Source organism: Halpernia frigidisoli, from assembly GCF_900113805.1.
Classification (GTDB): Bacteria; Bacteroidota; Bacteroidia; order Flavobacteriales; family Weeksellaceae; genus Halpernia; species Halpernia frigidisoli.
Genome location: NZ_FOQT01000005.1, coordinates 82439 through 107760, shown reverse-complemented (window position 1 = coordinate 107760; position 25322 = coordinate 82439). Strand labels below are relative to the sequence as shown.

Genomic DNA, 25322 nt, shown 5'->3' with positions numbered 1-25322 from the left:
GTAGATGTTAAAAATCCATTTCCTCAAACCCCGGCATCTCAAACCCCGGCATCTCAAACTCCGGCATCTCAAAAACCCAATGTTCCACCAAAAGCGAAAGATTCTCCGGCTGCTGCAAAACCTGCGAGCAAAAAAGAAGAGAAAGGAATAATGGGCACAATTTCCGATAAGGCCAGCGAACTTTGGGACTGGGCAGAAAGTGTAGGAACAGCAATGAAAGATAAAATGCCTACTTTTTCTATTCCTAAAGAGATAAGCACTGCGATCGTTAAGGCGGTAAATATAGAGAAGAAAGAAGATGTTAAAAAAGGAAAATGCTTTTGTAATAGGGACTTCACACCTGAAGAATTTGAGAGAATTATCCACGGTCTAAGAGATAGTGAAACAAGTGTAAAAAAAGGAAGTGAATATGCCTTATTTGATGCCAGTAATTGTAAATTGAAAACTGAAGAGAAAACTATAGATAAGTTGCGAGATCAGATAAATAGTATTTTTAATAAGTTTACAATAAACACTTGTATTAGAAAACTTCATTTCTTAGCACAGATATATCATGAAACTGATCGTCTGAGAACAACATTAGAATACGCAACTAATAAAGACTATAAACCCTATTTTGGAAGAGGATTGATGCAATTAACTTGGAAAAGTAATTATGAAGTCTATAAAGCATATAATGGTGTAGATTGTGTGAAAGACTATGATTTAATTTCAAATAATCTCACCTATGGTAGTGATTCTGCTGGTTGGTATTGGAAACAAGGAAAAGTTTTGAATGTTGGAAAAAGATGGAAAGGACCCACTGATGCTCCTGCCTATGTTAAAGTTCATAAACCAGATTATCCAAAGACTACTATATCATACAAAAAAGGAGATAAAACTGTGAAATATGGAACAGTTGATTTGGGCTTAATTGCTGATGATGATAAAGTTGACTTGATAAGTTATTTAGTCAACGGCGGTTCTAATGGTTTAAATGAAAGACGAAATTATGTTTTTACTCTTAAAAATATTTTTAAATATCCTCAAGAATGTATTAACGGACAAAAGAAAAAACCTGCACCATCGGGAAGCCCGACAGATACAGTAACAATTCGATTAGTGAGAAAATGGGAAACTCATAAATCTACTATCAGTGAATTTACTATTGATAACACAGAAATCAAAGGATATTTTCTTGAAGAAAAAGGACCCGATACAACAGTTTCCGGAAATGAACAAAGAATTCCTATCGGTACATATAATTTAGAATGGCACGCAGGAACGAAAATTAAAAAAGGATTAAAATTATATAATGATGTTGTATCAAAATCAAGAGCAATTTTAATACATTCGGGAAACACAGCAGATGATACAGAAGGTTGTCTAATTGCAGGATCGACGAAAACCACAGATTTTGTAGGCGGAAGTAAAGTGAAGTTAAAAGAAATTTTCGATTACGTAGAGGAAATAGGTATAAAAAACGCTAAAATTATTATAACACAATCATATGAATAGAATATTTTTATTGATAATAATTTCATTATTATTTTCATGCAAAAGTCCATCACAGGAAAATAACAATTCTTTAAATAAAACAGAAATTGCTAACAATCTAAAAGAATCTTTTGACAAAAAGGATGAAGTTTTATTTTTAGATAATTTCCCCAAAAATTTTGAAGGTTTTAAAAATACATTTGGATGGAATGATGAAAAGGATTCTTCCGAACCATTTTATAAAGAAGCCAACAATTACGTTGATTATTGGTTTTCTCTTATTCAGCAACTAAAGTATAAGAAATATGAAAATCAAATCATTTCTATATCAAAAGATGGAAAATGGGAAGCCGATGCTGTAAATTATTTTAAAGAAAAATCTTATAATTATATTAAAAATAATAAAAAGTATGATTTAATAAATTCTTTGTCAAGGAAAGATGCAGAATCTGTTTTATTTTTTCTATTTGATCCTTCTCATTCAAAGTATGATGAAGATTTTGTTACCAATTTAAATAAAGAAAAACAAGAGATAGTGAAAGGTATTTTTTCAAATAATATTTCCCCACAAAAGAAAAGAGGTCAGTTTAGTAACTACGAAAATAATGAAAGTTATTTTATAAAAACTTTTGATGTAAATAAAGATGGAATTCCTGATAAAATTGTAAGTAATAATGCCTATCAAGGAAACGATTTATTTGTTTTTTTAGGTGATAAGAATAAGGAATACAACCTAAATCTTGAAACAACCAATTTTTCAGAAGATGGAGGGAATATTATTCAAGATATAATTGCAATTCCTCATAGCAAAGGTTTGACTATTAAAACTTATTTTCCAGATCGTGGATATTTTGAGAAAGAATACAATCTTGTACCAGAAAATAATACTTGGATTTTGAAAAATACGATATATAAAACAATGTCCGATAACTCTGATACTGCTGTAAAATATATTTGTGATGTTACACAAAATATTGATATTACAAAATCTGGCTGGACAGATAAAATAAATCCAATTCCTGAAGAGAATGATAGAAATAAAAAATGTAGAGTAGAAACGGCAACGAAGATAAAAAAACAATCTATCATAAAAGATCCCGACGGTTTTACCAACCTCAGAAAAGAAAAAAACTCCACATCAGAAATTTTACAAAAAATAAATTCTGGAGAACATATTAATGTTTTAGATATTTCAGGCGATTGGTTTTTTGTAAAAACAAAAGAAGGAAAACAAGGATATGTGCATAAAAGCAGGATAAAAGCATATTAATAAAAAAAGCATTCGAAAGGATTCTTTTTTAAAATGTAAGTTCATTGACATTTGCGATATTTTCAGTTAACAATTCTTACCTTTAAAATTGACAATCTTTCGACCATAAAAATCAATCAAACGAATGCCATCAATAATAAAATTGATAGGAAAATTGAAAATCAATATTTATTATTCAAAATCTGATTTAAGTTAAAATCTTAAAGTAGTAAATATTATATATCTAAAGTTTTAAAAATAAACAAATTAGAAAAAATTGAAGATTTAGATAGTCTTTTTCGATATAGAGAAAAACAGTAAAGTAATTTTGCGTAAATTTAAGTTTAATAAAATTTGATTTTATATAAAGCATTCGAAAGAATGCCATTTTATTTAGAGATATAAAAATGACAATAAATAAATTTTACGCGATAATCTTTATAATATTATTCGCAACAGCGTGCGAAAAAAAAATTGATAATAAAGTTTTTATTAAAGCTAAAGAAACTGTATTTGTTCAAACTTCTCAGACCGTTTCAAATATTCCAAAAGTTGCTGATAATAAGGACAATGCGAAGAAATCATTTGTGATAAGTTATGGTTCAGGCTGCGCCATGACTTATAATGTAAAGAATATTGTACGAGAGAAAAACAACCAGGTAAAGGTTGATTTTATCGTAGAAAATTATCTTGACGAATTATTACAGAACTCAGATCAAGAAATCTATGTTTTTTATTTTGATAGTGATGGTAAATTACTAAATATCAAAAAGGAAGGTGAAGATGGAAGTTTTTTAGAAACCCAAATTCAAGATGCCCAAGACTCATTTAAAGAATTTGCTGCTAGTTTAATGAGTTCAAAGAAGATAAAAACTACCGGTCAAAATTCATTTATTTATGATAAAACGATAAATCCCAAAACTGTAAAATATGATTTAATCGACATTTTTTCCATCAAAAATCTGAAAAAATTCAGTTGTGACGAAAAAAAAGCGAGAGTTATTACATTACCCAATAAAGGTGATGTCAGATTACTATTAGTCCCCCAGGACTGTGGTGATTTCGATTACCGGTATTATTTACTTACTATAAAAAACAATGTAGTAGTTTCAAATTTACATGTAGAGGGTGTTTTTCAAGAACCTGATGATGCTGAATCAAAAGAGATTACAACATTTAAAATAGATAATAATTTTAATATAATTGTCACTACAAAATATTCAGATTCGACAAAAACTAAAAATTACAAAATTTCAGAAGATGGAAAGATATTTTAATTTCAATATGAAATTTTTATAAATTAATTCTAAAAATAAAAAAATTTTTACTAAAAATCCCGTGGGGTGCTGCACCATAAATATCAATACTTATAAATTGTATTCTAATAATACCTGGGAAACTATTAACAGGCAGGAGAAATTAGATAGCAAATAATTAATGTAAAGCAGGTAAAATAAAGCCGGAATTTTAAAAATTCCGGCTTTATTATTTATTATAGGGTTTCCTGTGGTGAGATCATCGGTGCAAAATAGTTGCTCAACCAGTAATAGGTTTCGCCGTTTTGATCAATTTTTATTACTGGATTATTTTTATTTTCCATTAAACGGTCTGCTAACATTCTGTACTGTTTAAAATACGCTCTCACTGCATCTTCCGGAATAATCTTAGAGTCTCTCCACCCATCAATCATATATTTTGTTAATATCTCTTCGGATGAAGTGTCAAAACCTGTGCTCAAGGTAACGGAATAGGCCATATTTTTATCATTTAGATCTCCAAGGTCTTTATCTTTTAATAAACTGTATTTTTTTAAAACTTTAAGATAAGAATTTAAAGCACTGCTTTGAGAAAAACTTTTGCTAAAGGAAAGGGTTTCTTTATATATTTCCTCGTATAAAAATCGCAGTCTGTCATACTCTTGGACAGAAATTAAAATTCCCTTTTGCACGATCGGAAAAGCATTTTTAAAGTCCTCAGTATATGTACCTTTTGTAAAAAAAGGATTACTGTATTTTACAAACTGTGCTGAAGTTTCGGACGGAAGTGGAACCGGCACATCTGCGAATTCTGAGCGAAAATCAGGTCTGATCTCAGTTTTCGTATTTGCAATAGATGATTGAAAGTACTTTGTTAACGATCTCTCCAGTTTAATATTTTGAGCGTTGGCCTGAGAAAGAAGGCTGTCTAAACTTTTTGAGAGTAGAGCGCTGGAATTAAATTCACCTTTTTTTGGATAAATTACAAATCCCTGCCACATACTTTTTTTAGGGTAATCTAAAGAATAAAGTCCCTCTTCCTGTTGCAAAAGGCTATAGTCATTTTTATTTAAAATTAATGATTGATCAGCAATCCTCTCTTTTTCTAACTCTGCTATATTTTTCCCTGAGTTCGTAATTATATTTTCGGATAAAAGAACAAAATTATTTGCTGACTCTGACGTTCCGGAATAAGTTTGATAAGAAATTATTCTCGCCCGAGCCGCAGATAATGTAGAAATAGCATTCACCATATTACTTTGATAATTGGAGTTTGATCCGATCAAAATAACAACATTCGTTTCATCTTTGTGCGAAGCCAAAACCTGACCAGCCATTTCCATACCTTCCTGCATTGGCTGTCCGCCGTTGCCGTTACATTTCATTGAAATAAGCTGTTTGTCTATATACTGAGAAACTTTTTCAGGATCTGCGCTTAATTCTGATGCCGCAACACTCTCACCGCAAGAATTATTTTTAAATAATACCGCTCCAAACTTTATATTGCGGAAATAATTGTTATTTTTTGCTTTTAGTGAAAGTTCCTGTAAAGTAGATTTAGCTACCGCGATATTTTGATCATTTTCACCGCTTGCATCTACAGTTAAAACAATATTTAAATTCTTTTCACCGGCCAATATTTCTTTATATCTAGGATAGTAAAGAGGTTGTCCTAAAATATTGTAGATAAAATTTTTGCTGTAATCCAGCGCATTGGTATAAAATTTCCCCTTTCCCAACATTTTGGGATCTAAAGGCATTGTACTGATAATATTTTCTAATGGCTCTCTATTAATTGCATCAGAAGCTGAAAACGCCGTTGTTGAAGCTGTTCCATAAGTGTCTTTTTTAATGGAAAGATTATTTTCCCCTGTAATTTTATAATCAGGAGAAACACGCAATGCAGAATTATCACCCCAAACTGTTACAATATTTGAACTTACCCAACCGTAAATATTTCCGGCGATACTGTCAATTTTCACAGACGGCGATTTTCCGATGAGAAATCGTTTTCCGTCATAAGCTTTTTTATAAATGTAGACCAACTGACCGATCGGAAGCTTTACTTTAGTCTGATTCGTAAGATCTGGTGAGCTGAAAACAAGAACTGAATCATTTTTCAAATATTTTTCTCCATTTTTTAAAACATCGGATTTATTAGGAGTAAGTGTTGCTTTTAGGTTAAAACCATTAGCACTATTTTTCACAGAATTCGTCCACAGTAGTAATTGATCTTCAGGAATCCATCCATATGTCTTTACAGATTTTGGAGGTAATTTCTGTAAAAGCGCATTTTGATTGTACTCTGCAACCTGCACCAAACCTCTAGAATCTCTTCTTTTTAAAACCAACAGAGGCTCCAGAAATTTAATTTCTTTAGGAGATTTTTCATCACCTTTTTTCATAAAAACAACATTGCTGTTTCTGTCAGATATTACAACCCACGGTTCTTTTTTTATAGGAAAACCATTTGTTATTTTAACCTGGTCAATAATACCGTAATCTGACGGCGTCGGCGTAGAGTTAGAAGGAATTCTTACGTTGCAGCCAATTATAATAAGTGAAACTGGGAAAATGTAAGCTGATTTTAATAGTTTATGTTTCATAATTATAGTCTTTATTATTCTTTGCTCTGTTTAACCTCCACTTTCGTCACACAGTTCTGACCCGGATCTACTGTTGTTGTAACTTCCTGAATCAGGTTGTTTTTATCAAATTGAAGCCCCGTGCAGTAGTAATAAAAAGATATATTTTTATTATTTGCGGAGACAGAAACATTGTCTTTGTTGCATAAATAAGTTCTCAGCAGATAATAATAATGCATGTTAAAATTGCTGCCGTTTGCGATCTGCTGAAGATGATATCTGAAATCATCATTAATTTTATTGATCACTTCACCTTCCGTTTGGGCAACAACCTGTATTTCCTGCTGATCTTGTACCGGATAAGATGGAAGTATTTTTATCTGATGAATAACCGGTTCCAGATCACCGTCTGTGTAAAGCGTCACAACATAAGTTCCGGGATTTTTAAAAGCGTAGGTGACCATTTTGTCTTTCGCATCAATATTTCCCGATTCTCCAAACTTCCACGAATAAATTTTAGCATCATTTGAAACTGCGCGAAATAGTACATTCTCAAGTTGCATTGCCTGTGAAGGTGCATCTATAATTGTTGAAGTACGGATTGCAGGGTCGGCAACTGCTGAAACAACTGCAGAAGAAACCAATATAGGAAATGTTTTAGTAAATTCATTATCTAAAATAAGTGAAACTTGATAATAGCCCGGCTTTTTGTAAATATGAATACCTTTTTTATCAGTAGTTTCCGCACCATCGCTAAAAACCCATTTTCTCGTTTTACCAAAAGGTGTTTTGTCTTCGAAATTGACAGATTCTCCCACATTGACGGAATTTGGTGATATTGTTGCCACCATATCTTCTGAAGTGTAACCTTTTTTTTGCAATGCCCAGATAAGCAGACCGGCCAGTATAATGACGCCTGCAGAAATGAGCAAAATGTTTTTCCTGTTTTTTTGTACGTAATTCATGGTTTTTTATGTTTTATCTGCCGTTATGCATTATCATTGCATTTTCTCTTTGATACATTTGTTGGGATTTTTCTTTTACATTGATCAGGCAGTTATCGTATTGCTGTTTAAAAAGCACTACATTTTCTGCCGTATTATGCATATCCTGCTTATCGAGCTGATACATTTTATAAAAATTGGCAATTTTTGCATACCCTTTTTGCCGCGGATCAGTAACTGAAGTAATTTTAAAGGCATTCCCGATATCGCTTATACCAATATCAATATCATTTTCCTTGATAGGATCATATTTTTCAGGATCTAATTTATCTAATTTAACAAAGGTGCTGTCAATTGTTTTTTGCATTGATTTTTGTGCCTCATCAAATTTAGATTTTTCCTGGAGAACCAAGACTGAATGGAGGTCTGCATCCGAAAATGGAGAACTGAATTTTCTTAGAGTTATTACAGAAAGAATTAAAATCGTGATGAGCATCATCCCTAATAAATATAGAAAATAATGTCTTTTTTCTTTGTTTGATAATGTAATATTTACCTGCATCTGAAATTTATTAATATAGTTTTCCTTTAGGTTTATTTTTCTTTTTTATGACCTCAGTTACTTTTCCATTGGTTCCCATGCATTCATTTAACAATCGCGAAATACTGCTTTTTTCAGTTTTTTTCTTTAAAAGTTCATTTTTGTATTTAAGCATCGGCTGCATTTGTTTTAAAAGTACGGAGATCTGTTTTAAATCTGCAGTACTGTCTTTTGCAATCAACTGATTACCAATTTGGATATCCTGAATAATCGAATTTCGAAGAAACATGTCATTTGAAATTCTGTCGCTGCTCATCTGCGACATTTTTTCGTAGATCGTGTCTAGTTTAATGTTAAGAAGTTCGTTTCTGCCAAGCATATCATGATAAGATTCCAAATCATTACGAATCTCTTTATTTTGCATTTCAGCACTTTTAAAAAATAAGAAAACTGTGCAAAATGCCATTCCGCAAAGGATTATGAAAGAAATAATAAAATTTCTTGTCCCTTTTTGTACATCGCCTTTGTTGAGTCTTTTTTGTCCGTACGTCACCATAATATTGCTAAATACTTGAATTATAATAACCTTTTTCTACACAAAACCTCACCAGGTCAAGCTTGCTTTTTAAACCAAGTTTTTCTGTAAGTCGTGTAATATAAGTGTCGATTGTTCTTGCGCTGAGATTAATTCTTTCACCAATTTCTTTATTGCTAAATCCTTCATAAGAAAGTTTAATGATCTGTATTTCCGTTACCGAGATTTCCAGCTGTTCACGTTTTTGACGGTCCATGTAGTTTTGTACCGATTGCGACTGTGAGGCCCATTCCTTCTTGTAATCTTCATAATCATTGTTTTTTGAAAGGATACAGTTTCGTAATAGATCTTTAATTATAATACTGTTTTTTTGACAGTAAAATACATTTGGGATATCGTTTAAAAAAGTTGCCATATCTTCCTGAAAGGTATCGGAATAAGTAAGAATTGGTACGGAGTTATTTGTTGCCCTGATAAATTTTATAGCTTCCAAACCGCTAAGAATTGGCATGTATAGATTTAGAATAAAAACATCTTCCTGCCTCCTGTAAAGTCTGTTTATAAGCTCATTACCATTGTTACAATCATTAACAATGGAATAGAAAGGATTTTCAAGCAGCATTTTGATCAAAAACTGTTTAAAGTAAAAATCATTTTCAGCAATCGAAAAGCGGACTAAATTAGTTGAACTATTTCTCATTAAAACCTATTTAATTAAACTTTTACTTTCGAGAATTAATAATGTCAGTTACTTGACATTGTTTATTTTCACTAATCTAAAACACTCCAGCCTTTTTTCGGATCATTTGTAGATTTTACCTGTTGCTCATTTACGATCACATTTTCTTTACGCTGTCCTATGTAATCCAGTTCGCTCAATTTTCCTAAAACCTGCTCCAAGCTTTTTAGCATGATCTGGGTATTATAAAAAATTTCTCCTGTGTCGTGATGCACATAATCAATTTCTGCAACATTTGAAAGTTGGTTCAGAAGAGTATGCGGCGCTACTTCGCTCCATTCCAGACTGTAGTTGAGCATTTCTTCAAGTTCTGCAGGAATCATCATCTGTGTATCATTGTAAAGATGAAGTGCGAGTTTAGAAAAAACATTCATCATAAAAATTGGCGGTTGATTGTAAACTATATTTTTAAAGGAAAAATAGTTCTCACTGATATGATTTACAACAGTTTTACAAACTGTTTTAACGTTAAAAGCGAGCTCATCATTTTGATTTTTATGCGCAACTTTTTGTAAAATTTTAAATGCATAAATCCTCAAATTGCTCATCGAGTGAGAATATTGATTATAATATTCTACAAGTTTTGGATGACTTTCCAATGAAGTACAGGGCGGAATAAAACGTTCATCAACCTGCGCTATGCCGGATTTTATGGTTACTTTTCCTAAAATAATATAATTACCGCCGGAATATCCGTTGATCAAAAGCGCAGTATCAATAAGTTCAATTTTTGAATTTGCTTTTGTGAAAGGATGACGTGGCGGAATCTCTTCAGAGTTTATTTCGCCAAAAGATACTTTATCAAAAGGATTTACAGAAGCCAAAATATAATAATCGCCATTGCTTTCATTATTATCTGCCGGCATATCTTTAGCTAAACTTCGGATATTTACCTTAAAATCACTGATCTCGATTCTGTGGCCGGACATGGTAACTGCAGACAGTTTTTTAATTATAAGCTGTGCGTCATTTGTTGCAGTAGATTGAATTTCAAAAATTCTTTTGTCTCCGTAGCTGTCTGAAAACGGAAGCAGACCATAATTAAATGCATTGATTTTAACAGAATTTGCATCGCGAACAGAATCCAGTATAAAATTTTCCTGTTGTACAAGATGTTCCCGGGAAATTTTCATTCCATCAACCCAGTTTACAGCATAATGTTTTATTGCCTCTATCATAATTTTTAATTTTTAAATGCGTGGCCCTCTTCCTTATTATTTATCACTCTTTTGCACATCACATATTCATTTTCAGTAAGATTGTTACTTGTTATATCTTTTTCAAAATCAATATATTTTCTCATACTGAAAAAAGACTTTTTTACATAAAATATCCAATAAAATGCTTTACCAGTTTCATCAAAAAGCTGAATTTTAGAATTTGCATTTTTAAAGTTATAATCATCTACCACACGAAAAAACCATTCGCCGAAGGTAATTTCCGTTGGTAGAGTTTTGGCTTTTATATTAAACCGTTGGTCATCATCTACTTTTTTGCTTAATTCTACATTTAAAACCATTAGAATATCAAAATCCACACCTTTAAAGTTATAGGCTTTCTGTTCGGGATCAAACTGCCAGGTTTTGTAGATATCAAAAGGAATGCTGATAAACTGAAGGTAACTGTAGTAAAAAATCAAAGGAATTACGAAAATTGAAAGACTGCTTGCAGCCATATACTCATTGCCCAGACCTTTACCAATATAATTAAAAATTAGCGAGAAAAAGTAGCCGCCTACGATAAGGCAGGTAAAAGTTAAAACCATCTCAAAAAGTATGGCTTTCCACATTTTTTCAAAGTGTTTTCTAAAATAATAGTGGAGTAGGTTAACATGTAAGATACCCAAACCCAAACTTATAAACATGCTGAAAAGATACCAATAAGGACTAAAAAGATTGCTGGCAAATCCTAGAAAACCAAGTAATGCAAAAATCAATGAAGTTAAAAGAACGTAAATAATTATTGTTCTGATTTTAATATCAGGTTTGCCTTTACGTATCGCGCTCATTACGAAGATCATAATGACAGCGAAGATCGGCATCAGCAAATACCTTAAAAAAATTCCTTTAATAGAGCTCAACTCCATCCGTTTATTATTTTAGTTTATAAATATAATTAAATTAAATGAAAGTGGAATAACTTAATCGGTTGGTATTTTCATGATCATTAAGATAAAATGAATGTGCGTTTTTTTCAGTCAAAAAATCCTCAACAATATTCACAGAAAGCGGAAAAAGATAGTCGTAAACTTTCAATAATAACTCACGGAAAGGATGTCCCGGTATAAATTTAAAAATATCTCTATAATAAACCGGCCCGATATCGACTTTCCAGTTTCTCTCACCATCCATATGTTTTCCGTTTGGTATTAGTGAAATACCGAGTTTTGCTTTACCCAAAACCATTATATCTGTACTATCATCATAAAAATCTACTATGTTGGGAACAAAACTGATTTTAACTTTTAATTTTAAAAAAGCAGACAAAAAATTTTCTATTCGGTCGATATTTCCGCGGATCTCGTGTAAAAAAGGAATGATGTAAAATAATATTTTTGCGGTATCCCGATCAACTTCTTTTATTAAAGGCCAAAGTTCAGCAAGCGTGTTCGTTAAAACATCAGATTTATCGGCGACGGAATATTCGGATTCTTTTAAAAGCGCTAAAATTTCAGTATGAAAAACTTCCAGTTCAAAAGGTTGAAAAAAATTGCGCGCATTTTCTTCCACTTCCTTTTGCTTCCTGATTTCTTTCACCATACTTTCCACACCTTTATTGTAATTTCCGAGCGTTGGCGGATGAAATAATCCCTCCGGTAAGTAATCGTAAAGGCTCTCGCGATAAGTCTCGATCATGATTGTTTCTTCGTCAAGACCGTAATTGCTGAAGTAAATTTTCTTCAGATCCTTTAAATAAGGTCTGTCATTGATTCCTATTCTTTTTATAAAAATATCAGAATTTTCATCATAATATTTTAAAAGATTTGCAGCGATAGTTTCTGCTTTAAAATCGGTTCCTAAAGTATTATAATTGAGTTTTCCGAGATAAGTGGTGTCCTTCTTCATTGGATATCTTGCTTAAACTTCCAAAAGTGCTGCGTCTTCTTTTATAACTAATCTGTATTCTATACCGTCGATCGCCTTGTTTTTAATATTATTTTTAAGTGTTGAAGCCATATTATTCCAGTATTTACTGCCAAAAAAAGAATAGTCCTGTACTGTAATTTCAATGTCAACAGTTCTTATAAATCCTTCGCGGGGCTTGTCACTAATCATTGTACCACGTGTAACGTTAATTTTTTTCAGCGAATCTTTAAGGATCATTCTGCAGTAATTTTTTACGTCTTCTACCGAGATTATTTTGTCTTTTGTGGTCAAGGCATATTTATAGGCTAAAATAGTGTCAGATTGTTTCTGTTCTTCTGCGCCGCCTGATGTTTGCGTAAGAAGCGTAAAAGTTTGAGCTCTCTTTTGTGAATTTAAAACCGTTCCGGGCCGTATATTATTTGCTAAAGTGCAGTGTGTGATCCAGAATGAAGCGTAAGTATGTGCCGCGTTTTCCAACGGTTCTATTATAACATAATTAACGTCTTCCCGAAGTTCCTGATTTGCGATTTCTACCTTTTTCATAAGTCCTTTCATTTTTTCAGAAATTTCTCCGAGAACATCTTTTACTTTATCCCGGTTGATGATGGAAAAAGCAGCTACTTCATCGCGCAGCAATTCCATAACGTGAGACATTAGATCTGTCGCATTTCTCTTGGTAAATCTTTCCATTCCGCCTTTTCTTAAAGTATAAAGGTTGCCATCCAGTTCTTCTGTGGGCGTGAATGGTATTTCGATATATTTTTTTCCCCGTCCGTCTATCACTTCATCCACGTAAAGAAAAAATTCATCATCTGAGGTTTCTAATGGGATATTGTTGCCCATAATGTCCAAAGCATATTCCGTTTTTTTCCACCCACGGTTATACACGGGAAAAGCATTTAATACAAATAGAAAATTTTCGAGAATTTCTGCAGTAAACTGCGGTGGAAATTCCAGCTTAAGCCAAAGTATTTTTTTGCCTCTGTACGGCCCCCAAACAGTGCTGCCATCATCTAGATCTTCCGGTAATCCCGCTTCAATTTTTTTAAACATGGAAGGATAAATACCATTAACTTCAATAAATTTTTCCTGATAAGTATTTTTTATGTCTTCTTTTATCTTTTGTTTTATAGACTGAAATTCAAATATTTTCTCAAAACCCTCAGCTTCACTTTCTTCTCTGTAGCTTAAACCCGAAGTGATTTCCAAAGGAATATCATTGTGATAAACCTTGATATGCGGTAAAAGTCTGTAGACAAAATCTACATTCTCATACGTAGGATTTGAACAGAATATTGCGATTTTTGACGGAAAAACTTCAGACGTATAATCACTGATATCTATCCCCAGTTTGATGGTTCTGTAATCTTCAACTTTGTTTTCCAGCCGAACCATTGGTATCTTATTCATCTCCTCATCAATACTGTAAGCCGTGTTTCCTACAATAATTAAAGATGTCTGTGCTTTAATTAATTCTACACTGTCAACCGATGTAAAAGCAATCTCAATCTGTTTATCTGAAGTATTTTTATAAAGTGAGTTAAGTTGTTTTTTTAAAAAATACTCCGAATGCTCCATTACGAGTTCATGATCTTCATCCGGATAAGAAAATGCTATGGCATGAGCTGGATTTGGGTGGGCGTATTTTGTGGGAGTAAGTAAACGCGATAATTTTTCAAGAATTCTTCCGTTTATACTTTCTATCTCGTTGTTTGCCTTAAAAATTTCTGTGCTGAAGGCATCAATAAGCAACTTAACGAAAGGGTCAAGTGATTGTATGTTTTTTAAGCCCCACAATTTTGTTGCATTTTGCAACATTCTGGCTTTCACAGCTTCTTTAGAAAATTTCTGCTGATTTAAATTCATATTTTTGAAATAAAAAATCTGTAAATTTTATCAAATTGTCTCGCGTTAATAAAGTAATAAAACTACAAAAAATATTCTGACAACAATTTTTTTTTTAACGATTTACCAGAATAATTTTTGTTCACAAAAGAATTTTTCACACATAAAAGTTTGTGTGATTTTAATAAAATATTTTGTAAAAAATCAAATTGTCGTAGAATTACTACAAATTTTTTCCAAAACTGGTTCTATCTTTGAGATATTAAAAATGTAGGAAATTAAATCAAATCATCAAATAATAATTTAAAATTTAGAAATTATGGCAGCTAACAATTCAAGAGGCGTTCTGAAATTCAACGGAGGAGCAGAGCAAAAAGTGTTAAAATTAAATTACAGCGTATCAAGATCGACTGACGTTTCAGGTCGTGTTGCATCAGATCCATCAAATGCTTTAATTAAAATTACGATCGAGGCAACTGAGGATGCACATGTACTTGAAAGTTTATTGAATGGTAAATACAAACCAACAACAGGTGAAATTACTTTCAATAAATCACACGAAGAAGGAACTCTGATCACTTTAAAATGGAATAATGGTTATGTGATTCAGCATGAAGTTGAATTTGACGCGATTGATTCTGACAATATGTTGATTTCTTTCGTGGTAAGTGCAGAGAAAATCGACTACGGTACATCTGCTTATGAAGGAGTTTGGCCAGGTAAATAAATGCATGGTTTAATATAAATTGCATTTTCAAACTTTACAAAAATTCCTGATAGAGGTGCAAATGCATATTTATCGGGAATTTTTTTTAAAATAGAGATTTATTTTTTTAAAATATTATTGGAAATTTAGATCATTTCTTTTGAAAATTCTTAACTTTAATCCACTTTGACTACATCATCTCTTTAAAAATCTGTAAAAGATTCATAACCAAAAAAAAATTAAAATTATGGCAAATACAAACGGTGTTTCCACACCCTCATTTAAGCCGGATAACAGTTCAAAATCTATCTCAGCGAGCCAGGTTTTTGGTATAAATAGACTTGTTAAACTTTTGATTGTTATTGACGGTAAAATAATTTCCCATTACAAACATTTTAATTTAAGCCAAAATACAGGTAAACACCACCGTTTCGAACTTATACTGGCTTATGATTCTTTGGGCAGCAGAGAAAATCAAAATCTTGAATCTTCGAATGATTTTTTAGGCAAAAGGATAACGGTTGTTCAAAAATATAAAGATATTAGCCATAGCCCCGAACGCACATTTGTCGGGGTTATCACTGAAGTCTCCTACCTGCAGGAACAAAGTGGTCTTGGAAATATTGTAATCTCGGGTTATAGCCCTACAATTTTGCTAGATGGAGCACCACATATTCAGAGTTTTGGTGGTGAACAGCCGGTAAATATGAGCATTATCGCTAACCAATTGATCAAAGAAGGTATAGATACTGCGAAGTATGATGTGCGAGTAGATGCAAATGACTATTCTGAAATTATTTACAGTTCGCAATACAATGAAACACACTATAATTATCTCGCAAGAATGGCGGAAGCCTACGGCGAACAATTTTACTATGATGGTGAAGTTCTTCATTTTGGTAAACTACCTTCGCAAAACCAGCCTGTTAAACTGATCTATGGCAGCAATGTGAATGACATTAAGATTCAGATTAAAGCAGTACATACAAAACCATCGTTTTATGGCTATAACAGTAGCCAAAATGCAAAACTAACTTCAGGTCTAACGCCTGCAACACATAAAAGTGATCTTGCAAATATTGCCTATAAAAAAAATGACGGCGAAAGCAGCATTTTTAAAACACCTTCTTTACAGATTGCACCCATACGCGCCAATACGGACAAAGATGTAGTGTATTCCCAGACCAGTGCTTCCGGCAGTAAAGCTGTGGAAGTTTTACATGTTAGCGGAACCACAACCATTCCTTTTTTATATCCCGGCTGTGTTGCGGATCTTGAAATGCGTAAGGAGGAAAGTAATCAAACTACACATTTTACACGTGTAATGATCACGGAAACGACCCACGCAGTGGATACGGTCGGTCATTATATAGGTACTTTTAAAGCCATCGCAAATGATACAGGTTTTCTGGCCCAACCGGAATTCGTAAATCCCGTTGCGCAGCCACAGTTAGCCACAGTTATCTCTAATACTGATCCTTTGGGACAGGGAAGAGTTTCTGTACGATTTGACTGGCAAATGCATGATGCGACAGATTTTATCAGAATGATGACTCCGGACGCGGGCGGAACAGATGAGGTCACCCAAAACAGGGGTTACGTTGCCATCCCAGAAGTTGGTGATCAGGTGATGGTTGGTTTTGAACACAACCATCCGGATAAACCTTTTGTTATGGGTGGAATGTTTCATGGCGGTACGGCTTTAGGTGGATTTACAGATAACCGTGTAAAATCTATTCAGACCAGAAGCGGGCACAAAATTATTTTTACCGAAGATGAAAGCATTATTATTACTGATAAATCCGGAAATGAAATTCATTTAGACACGACAGGAAGCAATATTAACATTACAGCACCTGAAACAATGACGCTGAACTGTAAAAATATGAATATTAATGTGGCGGAGAATATGAATACGGTAGTGGGAATGGACGCGAGTGAAAGTATAGGCATGAATATTAGTCAAACAATCGGATTAAATTCAACACAAAGTATTGGCGCCATGAAAATGACTTCTGTAGTTGGTGATGCCAGTTTATTTATCACCGGAAAATTGACGGAAATGATTGACGGAGATGTCCACAGTGAAACAAAAATGGAGAGAAATGAAGTGAGTGAAGGAAAGATCACTTCTCAAAGTACAGGAACGCACGAACATCATTCTGATAAAATTGTTCAAAATAATAGCGCTGAAAAAAGTAATAACTTTTAATTCAATATTAGCATGAGTAGAACGAGAATTGTAAAAGGAAATATTACTAAAATTACCGGCGGTAATTACAGAGTTTATTCTAAAGATAATATTGTGAACAGCGGTTCGAAAGTTATTCAGAAAGGTAAATCGGATGGAGTTAGTTACGGGACACCGGGATCTCCACCGCCAAGTCCCGTTATTGCAAAATGTTTAGTTTTTTTTCGACCAACAAACGCCTGGGAAGGAGAGTTTGGTTTTGATTGGGTAAGAGTTAATGATAGTCATCTGGCAGTAGACAACAGATACAATGGGATAATCGGGAGTTATGGCTCCGTTTATGCGTCAGAATCTGGCGCAGTTTTTACACCCAGTCCTGCAGATTATCGCAGTATATTAAATCAGTATAATAATTTTGGAACGTATAAGGGTCAATATTATGTTCCGAATATGACCATATTATCAGGTGACACTGCAATTTTGGATGCAGTGGTTCACATAGAGGAAAAAGCTGATAGTATGCAATATATTTATAACACTGATGTTTTTGAGTTGACTATTTTGAAACAGTTTACAGTTGCAGTTGGTATAAATCACGATGACAGTTGTATACGTATAAAGTGCAAAAAAATATTTAATTCAGCGGAAAGCATTAGAGTGATGGCAACAAAGAATGGTCAGACAAGTAAAGTCGGGGAGATAAGAGTTTTACCAAACAACAATGTAAAAAATATAGATATTTTGATGATACCTGTTTCAGTTGAAAAGATGAATGCAACAGGCGCTGTAAAAGGTAATGAAAAAGTTTTAACAAGAAATGCGATGAAACAATCCTATCTCAACGCTAATATTTCTGAAAAAACTTCACCTACTGTAGTAGGAGGATTTTTCTTCAATTTATTTTTTACAACAACAGATCCTTCCGGTAATGTTGTGATGGACCTATCTCGTTGGAGATCGATACACTCAGCACTGGAGAGTGCTTTCTTTGATAATCCAGCTAACAGCATTTATAGAAATCATTATCGGGTTTATATGATGCCAAATTCATTGAGCTTGAATGGAGTTGCTGAAGGTATAGGCAATACAAAAGTTGTTGCAGCATTTGGAAATAGAAATGATTCTAGTACTGCGCATGAATTAATGCACGCAATGGGATTATACCATACATTTGATAATGACAGTCAGTTTACATTTGAATATAGAAAAACTGATAACATAATGGATTACACACATCAGATTCGTAAAAAAAGATTTTCCACAAATAAATTCCAGTGGAAAATATTAAACCGGTCCGTTTCATGAAAAATATATTAATTACTATATTTCTAATTATTTTATCCTCCTGCAATGGACAGGATAAAGACTCTCCTGCACATCAAAAAGAAAAAATTATGAACAGCGAAACCATAGATTTAGGCAGATTTAAAAATTATCCTGATGTTATTACAGAAGCAAACGAAAATAATATGCCAAAAATGGAAGACACGCTTTCAGATGGAACTGTCGTAAAATATTCTAAGTGGGAAAATAAGGAAGATGGTTATAAAATCTATTATAGAAAAATGATAACTCCACTTCCTCCTTCATTATTTTATACAATAAAAGATTTTTATCCGAGTGGTATTATAGAACAGGAAACCAATTCCTTCATTGGGACGCTTGCAATTCCGCCTTTTTACAATTCACTAAGTGTAAAAGAGTACGATGTGGATGGTAACCTGAAGAAGACGGAAGTTAATTCTGGTTTTGATGCTAATATGAAGGTGAAATTTAAAGATCTTTTATCGTTATTACAAAAGGAGGCGATAATTACAAATGTTAAAGATCAAGATAAGGAGAAACTGCGTTTTCACTTATTTGATAATCAAATTGATATCAATGAGATTACTCCTGAACGTATTATACAAAAACTAGCAGCTGAAAAATATAATGGAAAGATCTTAAATGCCAACAGTGATGTTGAAAGAAGAAATATAACAATTTCATTAGAAGCTAACTTCTGGAAAGTAACGAAAGATATTTATCCTTTCGGATATTTTGACTATACGATTGACGCCAATACTGGTGTTGTAAAAAGTACTTCATACCGTGAAGATAAAAGACCGTAATTTTTGTTCGATCACTTTTAGTGAATGATTTGCATATGATATTAAAAGAAGAATAACTAAAAATAATCTAACATTATCTTTTTAGTAATATTTTTTTTAAATTAAAATTTCTACCATTTTTTATCTAAAAAATTATGTCAAAATTCGATTTGATAAAAACCTTTTAATTGAAATATTTTTCAAAATATATAATCAGCAAATTGTAATTATCTTAAAGCATTTGTTCAGAGGCTTTTTTTTCTGGTAAAAAAAATAAATTTTAGAAAAAGTTGATAGCCCAGCTGGCGCGATCATCACGCTCGTGCCAAAAAAATAATATCTGTTTTTTTTGGTGCAGATATAGGGTAGACTCTACCGGGTTTGATGTTCCTTATCTCGATCTTACTGTTGCCATTGTTTTGTCGGCAGAATGTGTAGAAGATCAGGTGTGCTCCATTTCAAAATTCTGATAAGCCTCCATGGGAATTTTCAGTAGCTCTTATATTTTCTTCATCAAGAAATCCTCAAATAACTTATGATTTATCGTACAAAATTTTAATTATTCTTTTAAAGAATAAAATTTGATAAAATAGGATTTTAAATGCAACATAATAAAATTACAATAATTATTTAAAATTATAATATAAATACTTGTAATCAATTATTTTTTAAATTATTGTATTTCAGTGGTATAGGGATATAACCTTTTTAAGTGCAGTAGATATTTAATAAATCTGTTGAAGAATAAGTAATATGAAAATTCTTATCAATCTAATCCATTTATAAAAGAAAGTATTAATTAATTTATTAGTCGAATAAGGTAATGTATTCAATGTAAATCAGCTTGAAAGTAATTGAAATTTAGCAATACAAAAACCTTTTATTTATACTTACAAAATGTGTAAAAAATAAATTGCGGACAAATTGCGGACAGATTTCAACTTATAAAAACATAAAACGCTGCTAATCAAAAGATTAGCAGCATTTAAAGTACCCGGTGCCGGAATCGAACCGGCACATCGTGAGATACTAGAGTTTGAGTCTAGCGCGTCTACCAATTCCGCCAACCGGGCTTGCTAAATTGGTTTGCAAATATAGCATTATTATTTATTTTTAAAAGTTTTACACCAAAATATTTTAAATTTTTAAAAATGGTTATTTAAAATTTATTTAATCGGTTAACTGGAAATTCCCTTCTAAAATCTAAAATCTAAAATCTAAAGTGTAAAATTTTCATCCCAAAAGCTAAAATTCAATTTCCAAACCGTCATAAGCTAAAAAAATATTTTCCGGTAATTCTTTTTGAACGATTTCGTGCAAACCAAATTCGTGGCTGATATGAGTTAAATAGATTTTCTTCGGTTTTAAAATTTTATTGAGTTCTAATATTTCCGGCAAAACAAAATGAGAAATATGTTCCGGTGCTTTTCGCAAACAGTTGATAATTAATACATCCAGATCTTTTAATAAAGGAAATGTTTCTTCTGGAAAAAAACTGGCATCCGTTATGTAACACAGATTTTTAAATTTAAAACCCAAAATTGGCAGTTTATAATGCATCACAGGAATTGGCGTGATCTCTACATTTTCTACGGTAAATTTTTCAGCGCCAATTTCATTAATTTCGAAAGTCGGAACGCCGGGATATTTTATTTCTGTAAACGCGTAAGGAAATTTATTTTTAATTTCATGCACAACTCTCGGCAATGTGTAGATCGGCATATCTTTTTTATTCCGAAAAATAATAGGTCGAAGATCATCCAAACCAATGACGTGATCCGTGTGTTCATGGGTTATCAGCACTGCATCAACTTGAGATTCATCATTGTCCAGCATTTGCATCCTGAAATCTGGCCCGCAATCAATAAGGATTTTTTTTCCTGAATTTGAAGTAATCAAAGCGGAGGCACGAAAGCGCCTGTCTTTTAAATCTTTGGAAGTACAAACCTCGTCTTTACAGCCAATTACCGGGACGCCTTGCGAGGTGCCGGTTCCTAAAAATTTCAACTTCATTGTTTTCGAGGTTGGTTTTATTTTGGTAAATTTACAAAAATTTAAATGTAAAGGATGACTCAGAAATTGACGCCGAAACAGAAGGCTTTAGCGATAAATTTAGATTCGTCTATATATGGAACTTTTGCGGAAATTGGCGCCGGACAGGAAACCGTTCGTCATTTTTTTCGAGCAGGTGGCGCTTCACAGACGATTGCAAAAGCAATGTCTGCTTATGATAAAGATTTTAGCGACGCCATTTACGGTAAAGAATATAAAAACCGATACGTTACGCAGCAACGCTTGCGAAAAATGTTGAGGTATGAAGTTTCTTTAATTGAAGAACGCTTAGATCGTGAATCTAATCCCGGTAAACGTTTTTTTTCCTATGCGAATACAGTGACGACAATAAATTTTGACAAAACCATGAAAGGTCACGGTTGGGTCGGAATTCGTTTTCAAACTAAAGAAAATGAGGATTATAATGAGATCGTTATTCATGTAAAATTTATCGAAAACGACGCCACTTTGCAGCAGGAAACTCTGGGAAGTTTAGGTGTAAATTTAATTTATGGCGCTTATCATTATCAGGACAATCCACGTCAATTAATAGAATCTTTATACGACGATATTGCTCTTGATAAACTCGAGATTGATATGATCGATTTTAGCGGACCGGTTTTTCAATACGTTGAAAACCGTTTGATGAGTTTGCAACTCGTAAAATTGGGAATGACGGAAGCTGTTATTTTTAACTCTGACGGCAATAATATGTTGCCCGCGGATGTACTTTACAAAAAGAATATTTTTGCTGTTCGGGGAAGTTTTCGTCCTGTGACGCTGGTCAATATTGATATGTTTGAAAACGGACTCGATATGTTTGCCAAAGATGCCGGTTGTGAGAAAAAGCAAACCGAGGTTTTATTTGAGATTACAATTGCCAATCTTCGTGCTTTTGGTGATATTGATGAACGGGATTTTTTAGATAGAGTAGATGTTTTGGCTAAATTAGGTTACAATATTTTGATCTCTAATTTCTCAGAATATTACAGAATGGTAGAATATTTTGCCACATTTACCAATAAATATATTGGCGTTGCAATGGGCGTAAATAATCTTTTAGATGTTTTTGACGAGGAATATTATAAAAATTTATCTGGTGGAATTTTGGAAGCTTTTGGTAAATTTTTCCGGAAAGATATGCGCGTTTACCTTTATCCATACAAAGATCCGGTGACGCATGAACTTTTGGATTCTAACAATTTAAAAGTTAATAATAATCTTAAAGAGCTTTACAAATATTTTAAAATAAACGACAGAATTGTCGATATTGTTAATATTAACCCCGATTATTCTGAAATATATTCCCGTGAAATTTTGAGAAAAATTGCAACTAACGAAGCCGGTTGGGAAGATCAGTTGCCAAAAGGCGTTGCAGAAATGATCAAGGAACGCGGAATGTTCGGCTATCGCGAAGAACTTACTTTTGAACAATTTAAATAAAAAATTAAAAAATGTCTGATATAAAAAAGAGACTTTCAATTATTTTAGAAAGTCCAACTCACAATACAGAAATAAAACTGAAAAAAATCTGTCAGTTGCTTGATCAGGAAATATCCTATTTTAACTGGACAGGATTTTACTTTAAAAACGGTGACAAAGATGAATTAAAACTTGGACCTTATGTTGGCGCAGAAACAGATCATACTATAATTCCTTACGGAAAAGGAATTTGCGGACAGGTTGCAGTTTCGAACGAAACTTTTGAAGTGCCTGATGTAAAAGAGCAGGATAATTATTTGTCGTGTTCCATCGATACTAAGGCAGAAATCGTAGTTCCAATTTTTAAAAATGGGGAAAATGTTGGTCAGATCGATATTGATTCTCACAAAATAAATCCATTTACAACGGAAGACAAAGAAATGCTCGAATGGCTTTGTGAGGAGGTTGGGAAGATTATTTAAGAAATCTTTTAAATAGGTTTAAAATAAATTAAATACTATCAACTAAATTTTGGTAGTATTTTTTGTATTCAGCAATATGACTTCCAAACCAGGAAAATGCTTCACCATCTACAAGTAAAATTTTCACATTTGGTAAAAGTTTTTGTAATTCTAAAACGTGTTTTTCATTAAAAGGAAAAGGTTCGGTCGAAAGAAAAAGATATTGGGCGTCTTTTATGTCTTCTAAATTAATTTCAGGATATCTTGTTCTATTTTTAAAAATATTTTCACAGCCGATTTTTTCTAATATTTCATTGATAAACGTATCGCCGCCAATCGTCATATAAGGATTTTGCCAAATTAAATACGCAACTTTTTTTGGCTGATTTCCTTTAAAATGACTGTAAATAGTTTCAATTTCTTTATTAATTTCTTCAGCTTCCTTATTTTTCTTTAAAAGCATTCCCAGTTCCCAAAGAAAATTTTCATTGTCTTTTAAATTTTTAATATCAGAAACCCAAACTCTGAAATATTGCTGTAATTCTTCAACCTGTTCTTTTGTATTTTCTTCTTTATTGGCTAAAATTAAATCGGGTTTTAATTCTTTAATTTTATCAATATTTAGATTTTTAGTTCCACCAATAATGGGAATATTTTTAACCAGGTTTTCAGGATGAATGCAGAATTTAGTTCTTCCAACCAAGTCGTGATTTCCTAAACCGAGATCGAATAAAGTTTTAGTGATTGAAGGAACAAGCGAAATAATTCTCATCAAAGAAAGTTATAAAAGTTTCCCAGAAAGAAAAAGACCTGCAACAGTGAAGTAAATAATTAAGCCGGTAACATCTACTAAAGTAGCAACAAATGGCGCCGAGGAAGTTGCGGGATCAAGGTTTAATTTCTTTAAAATAAAGGGGATCATAGAGCCTGAAATTGTACCCCAAAGAACAATCGCGACCAGGGAAATTCCAACACTAAAACCGATATATGGCCAAAATTCGCCGTAATCGTAAATGCCTGTTTTTTGCCAGACCATAATTCTTGTGAAGCCGATAATTCCCAAAATTCCACCAAGTAGCAATCCTGTGAAAATTTCTCTTTTCATTACGTACCACCAGTCTTTCAGCGATATTTCCTGCAAAGCCATGGCGCGGATAATCAAAGTTGCAGCTTGTGAACCGGAATTTCCACCACTCGAAATAATCAAGGGAACGAATAATGCCAAAACAACGGCTTTTTGGATCTCACCTTCGAAAAATCCCATGGCTGAAGCCGTAAGCATTTCGGAAACGAATAAAATAATCAGCCAGGTGCCACGTTTTTTTACCATTTCTAAAAGCGAAGTCTGCGTATAAGGATCGTCTAAGGCTTCCAAACCACCAAATTTCTGAATGTCTTCAGTATTTTGAGATTCTATTTGATCTAAAATATCATCAATTGTAACAATTCCCACCAAAACGCCGGAATCTGTAACAATTGGTAATGCACTTCGGTCATATTTTTCAAAATAGGGAACCGCGTCTTCTTTTGTGGTTGTCGTATTAATGGCGACGAATTCGTTATCTGTCAATTCAGAAATTAACTGATCTTCTTCTGCTAAAAGCAAAGTCCCGATCGTGATATCGTCAATAAGAACATTTTTTTCGTCAACAACGTAAAGAAAGTTCATTGTTTCCACACGTTCGCCAACTCGTTTTATCTGCTGAAAACATCTTTTTACCGTCCATTCTTTACGAATTTGGATGTAATAAGGTGTCATTAAACGCGCAATGGAATTGGAATCGTAACCTAAAAGTTTAAGCGCAACGCGTCTTTCCTGCGGATTTAAAAGATTGATCGAGGATTTTATGAGTTCATCCGGGAAATCTTCAAAAAGCTGCGTCCTGTCATCCGGCGACATTTCATTTAAAATGTCTGCAACTTCGTGCGAAGCAATACTTCGGATGGTTTCTTCCTGAAAATCGGGATCCAAATGTGAAAAAACCTCTGCTTTATATTCTTTGGGAAGCTTTAAAAATGCCAAAAGCCTTTTATCTGCGTGCAGTTCACTCAGATTTTCAGCAATATCGGCAGGATTTAAAATTTGTTCCGTAGTCATAAAACAACAGCATTATTTGGTCGCGCAAAAATAATGGAAATTTATT

Annotated in this window: 22 protein-coding genes and 1 tRNA gene; 9 read left to right on the top strand and 14 right to left on the bottom strand. The window is 33.0% G+C overall.

The features are described from left to right. Positions 1 to 7: 7 nt before the first annotated feature. On the bottom strand, positions 8 to 160 hold the full coding sequence (locus BM238_RS14435; RefSeq protein WP_177205473.1) for a hypothetical protein: 153 nt from the start codon (positions 158 to 160) through the stop codon (positions 8 to 10). Here BM238_RS14435 and BM238_RS12795 point away from each other — a divergent pair. The 3 genes from BM238_RS12795 to BM238_RS12785 all read left to right on the top strand — a co-directional run bounded on the left by BM238_RS12795 (position 151) and on the right by BM238_RS12785 (position 4002). Then, the gene (locus BM238_RS12795) at positions 151 to 1497 is read left to right on the top strand and encodes a DUF5675 family protein (RefSeq protein ID WP_090081984.1); all 1347 of its coding nucleotides are present in this window, start codon (positions 151 to 153) and stop codon (positions 1495 to 1497) included. The two genes, BM238_RS14435 and BM238_RS12795, sit on opposite strands and share 10 nt — an antisense overlap. Further along, positions 1490 to 2746: an SH3 domain-containing protein gene (locus tag BM238_RS12790; protein ID WP_090081980.1), complete on the top strand. Its 1257-nt coding sequence runs from the start codon at positions 1490 to 1492 to the stop codon at positions 2744 to 2746. Before BM238_RS12795 ends, BM238_RS12790 begins: the two co-directional genes overlap by 8 nt. 386 nt (positions 2747 to 3132) lie before the next feature. Further along, positions 3133 to 4002 (top strand): hypothetical protein, encoded by an 870-nt coding sequence (locus BM238_RS12785; protein WP_090081976.1) that lies wholly within the window; start codon positions 3133 to 3135, stop codon positions 4000 to 4002. 215 nt (positions 4003 to 4217) lie between these two features. Here BM238_RS12785 and tssR read toward each other — a convergent pair whose 3' ends face one another. From tssR to BM238_RS12740, 9 genes are all read right to left on the bottom strand, one after another. Beyond that, positions 4218 to 6587, bottom strand: coding sequence for a type VI secretion system protein TssR domain-containing protein (gene tssR, locus BM238_RS12780; RefSeq protein WP_090081973.1), 2370 nt, complete (start codon positions 6585 to 6587; stop codon positions 4218 to 4220). A 14-nt stretch (positions 6588 to 6601) separates the two neighbouring features. Then, positions 6602 to 7531, bottom strand: a complete 930-nt coding sequence (locus BM238_RS12775) for a PKD domain-containing protein (RefSeq protein WP_090081968.1) — start codon at positions 7529 to 7531, stop codon at positions 6602 to 6604. Between the two features lie 13 nt (positions 7532 to 7544). Beyond that, positions 7545 to 8072, bottom strand: a complete 528-nt coding sequence (gene tssO / locus BM238_RS12770; RefSeq protein WP_090081964.1) for a type VI secretion system TssO — start codon at positions 8070 to 8072, stop codon at positions 7545 to 7547. Positions 8073 to 8082: 10 nt separating this feature from the next. Further along, positions 8083 to 8607, bottom strand: coding sequence for a type VI secretion system TssO (gene tssO / locus BM238_RS12765; protein ID WP_090081959.1), 525 nt, complete (start codon positions 8605 to 8607; stop codon positions 8083 to 8085). A 7-nt stretch (positions 8608 to 8614) separates the two neighbouring features. After that, a complete protein-coding gene (locus BM238_RS12760) occupies positions 8615 to 9286 on the bottom strand; it encodes a response regulator transcription factor (protein WP_090081955.1) in 672 nt (223 codons plus the stop codon). A gap of 71 nt (positions 9287 to 9357) precedes the next feature. Further along, complete coding sequence (locus BM238_RS12755; protein ID WP_090081951.1) at positions 9358 to 10503, bottom strand: hypothetical protein; 1146 nt, start codon at positions 10501 to 10503, stop codon at positions 9358 to 9360. Positions 10504 to 10508: 5 nt separating this feature from the next. After that, positions 10509 to 11411 carry a TssN family type VI secretion system protein gene (locus BM238_RS12750; RefSeq protein WP_090081948.1) on the bottom strand — a complete coding sequence of 301 codons (903 nt, stop codon included), beginning with the start codon at positions 11409 to 11411 and terminating at the stop codon, positions 10509 to 10511. Positions 11412 to 11445: 34 nt separating this feature from the next. After that, positions 11446 to 12390: a hypothetical protein gene (locus BM238_RS12745; RefSeq protein WP_090081944.1), complete on the bottom strand. Its 945-nt coding sequence runs from the start codon at positions 12388 to 12390 to the stop codon at positions 11446 to 11448. A 12-nt stretch (positions 12391 to 12402) separates the two neighbouring features. Next, positions 12403 to 14277 (bottom strand): type VI secretion system baseplate subunit TssF, encoded by a 1875-nt coding sequence (locus BM238_RS12740; protein WP_090081940.1) that lies wholly within the window; start codon positions 14275 to 14277, stop codon positions 12403 to 12405. A gap of 298 nt (positions 14278 to 14575) precedes the next feature. Here BM238_RS12740 and tssD point away from each other — a divergent pair, with 298 nt between their 5' ends. From tssD to BM238_RS12720, 4 genes are all read left to right on the top strand, one after another. Next, positions 14576 to 14983, top strand: coding sequence for a type VI secretion system tube protein TssD (gene tssD / locus BM238_RS12735; RefSeq protein ID WP_090081936.1), 408 nt, complete (start codon positions 14576 to 14578; stop codon positions 14981 to 14983). 226 nt (positions 14984 to 15209) lie between these two features. After that, positions 15210 to 17174: a type VI secretion system Vgr family protein gene (locus BM238_RS12730; RefSeq protein ID WP_090081933.1), complete on the top strand. Its 1965-nt coding sequence runs from the start codon at positions 15210 to 15212 to the stop codon at positions 17172 to 17174. A 12-nt stretch (positions 17175 to 17186) separates the two neighbouring features. Continuing rightward, positions 17187 to 18458, top strand: a complete 1272-nt coding sequence (locus tag BM238_RS12725; protein ID WP_090081930.1) for a zinc metalloprotease — start codon at positions 17187 to 17189, stop codon at positions 18456 to 18458. Further along, a complete protein-coding gene (locus BM238_RS12720; RefSeq protein ID WP_143093393.1) occupies positions 18455 to 19264 on the top strand; it encodes a hypothetical protein in 810 nt (269 codons plus the stop codon). Before BM238_RS12725 ends, BM238_RS12720 begins: the two co-directional genes overlap by 4 nt. Positions 19265 to 20234: 970 nt before the next feature. Here BM238_RS12720 and BM238_RS12715 read toward each other — a convergent pair. Next, positions 20235 to 20316: transfer RNA gene (locus BM238_RS12715), tRNA-Leu, on the bottom strand. Between the two features lie 172 nt (positions 20317 to 20488). Then, on the bottom strand, positions 20489 to 21256 hold the full coding sequence (locus BM238_RS12710; RefSeq protein WP_090081923.1) for an MBL fold metallo-hydrolase: 768 nt from the start codon (positions 21254 to 21256) through the stop codon (positions 20489 to 20491). Positions 21257 to 21310: 54 nt separating this feature from the next. Here BM238_RS12710 and BM238_RS12705 point away from each other — a divergent pair, with 54 nt between their 5' ends. Then, entirely contained in the window at positions 21311 to 22738 is a 1428-nt protein-coding gene (locus BM238_RS12705; RefSeq protein ID WP_090081919.1) for a nicotinate-nucleotide adenylyltransferase, read from the top strand. 11 nt (positions 22739 to 22749) lie between these two features. Continuing rightward, positions 22750 to 23199: a GAF domain-containing protein gene (locus tag BM238_RS12700; RefSeq protein WP_090081915.1), complete on the top strand. Its 450-nt coding sequence runs from the start codon at positions 22750 to 22752 to the stop codon at positions 23197 to 23199. A gap of 28 nt (positions 23200 to 23227) precedes the next feature. Here the strand turns inward: BM238_RS12700 and BM238_RS12695 are convergent, their stop codons facing one another. Both BM238_RS12695 and mgtE read right to left on the bottom strand, forming a co-directional pair. Continuing rightward, positions 23228 to 23950 carry an ABC transporter substrate-binding protein gene (locus BM238_RS12695; RefSeq protein WP_090081911.1) on the bottom strand — a complete coding sequence of 241 codons (723 nt, stop codon included), beginning with the start codon at positions 23948 to 23950 and terminating at the stop codon, positions 23228 to 23230. 9 nt (positions 23951 to 23959) lie between these two features. Further along, positions 23960 to 25276: a magnesium transporter gene (gene mgtE, locus BM238_RS12690; protein ID WP_090081908.1), complete on the bottom strand. Its 1317-nt coding sequence runs from the start codon at positions 25274 to 25276 to the stop codon at positions 23960 to 23962. Positions 25277 to 25322 lie beyond the last annotated feature (46 nt).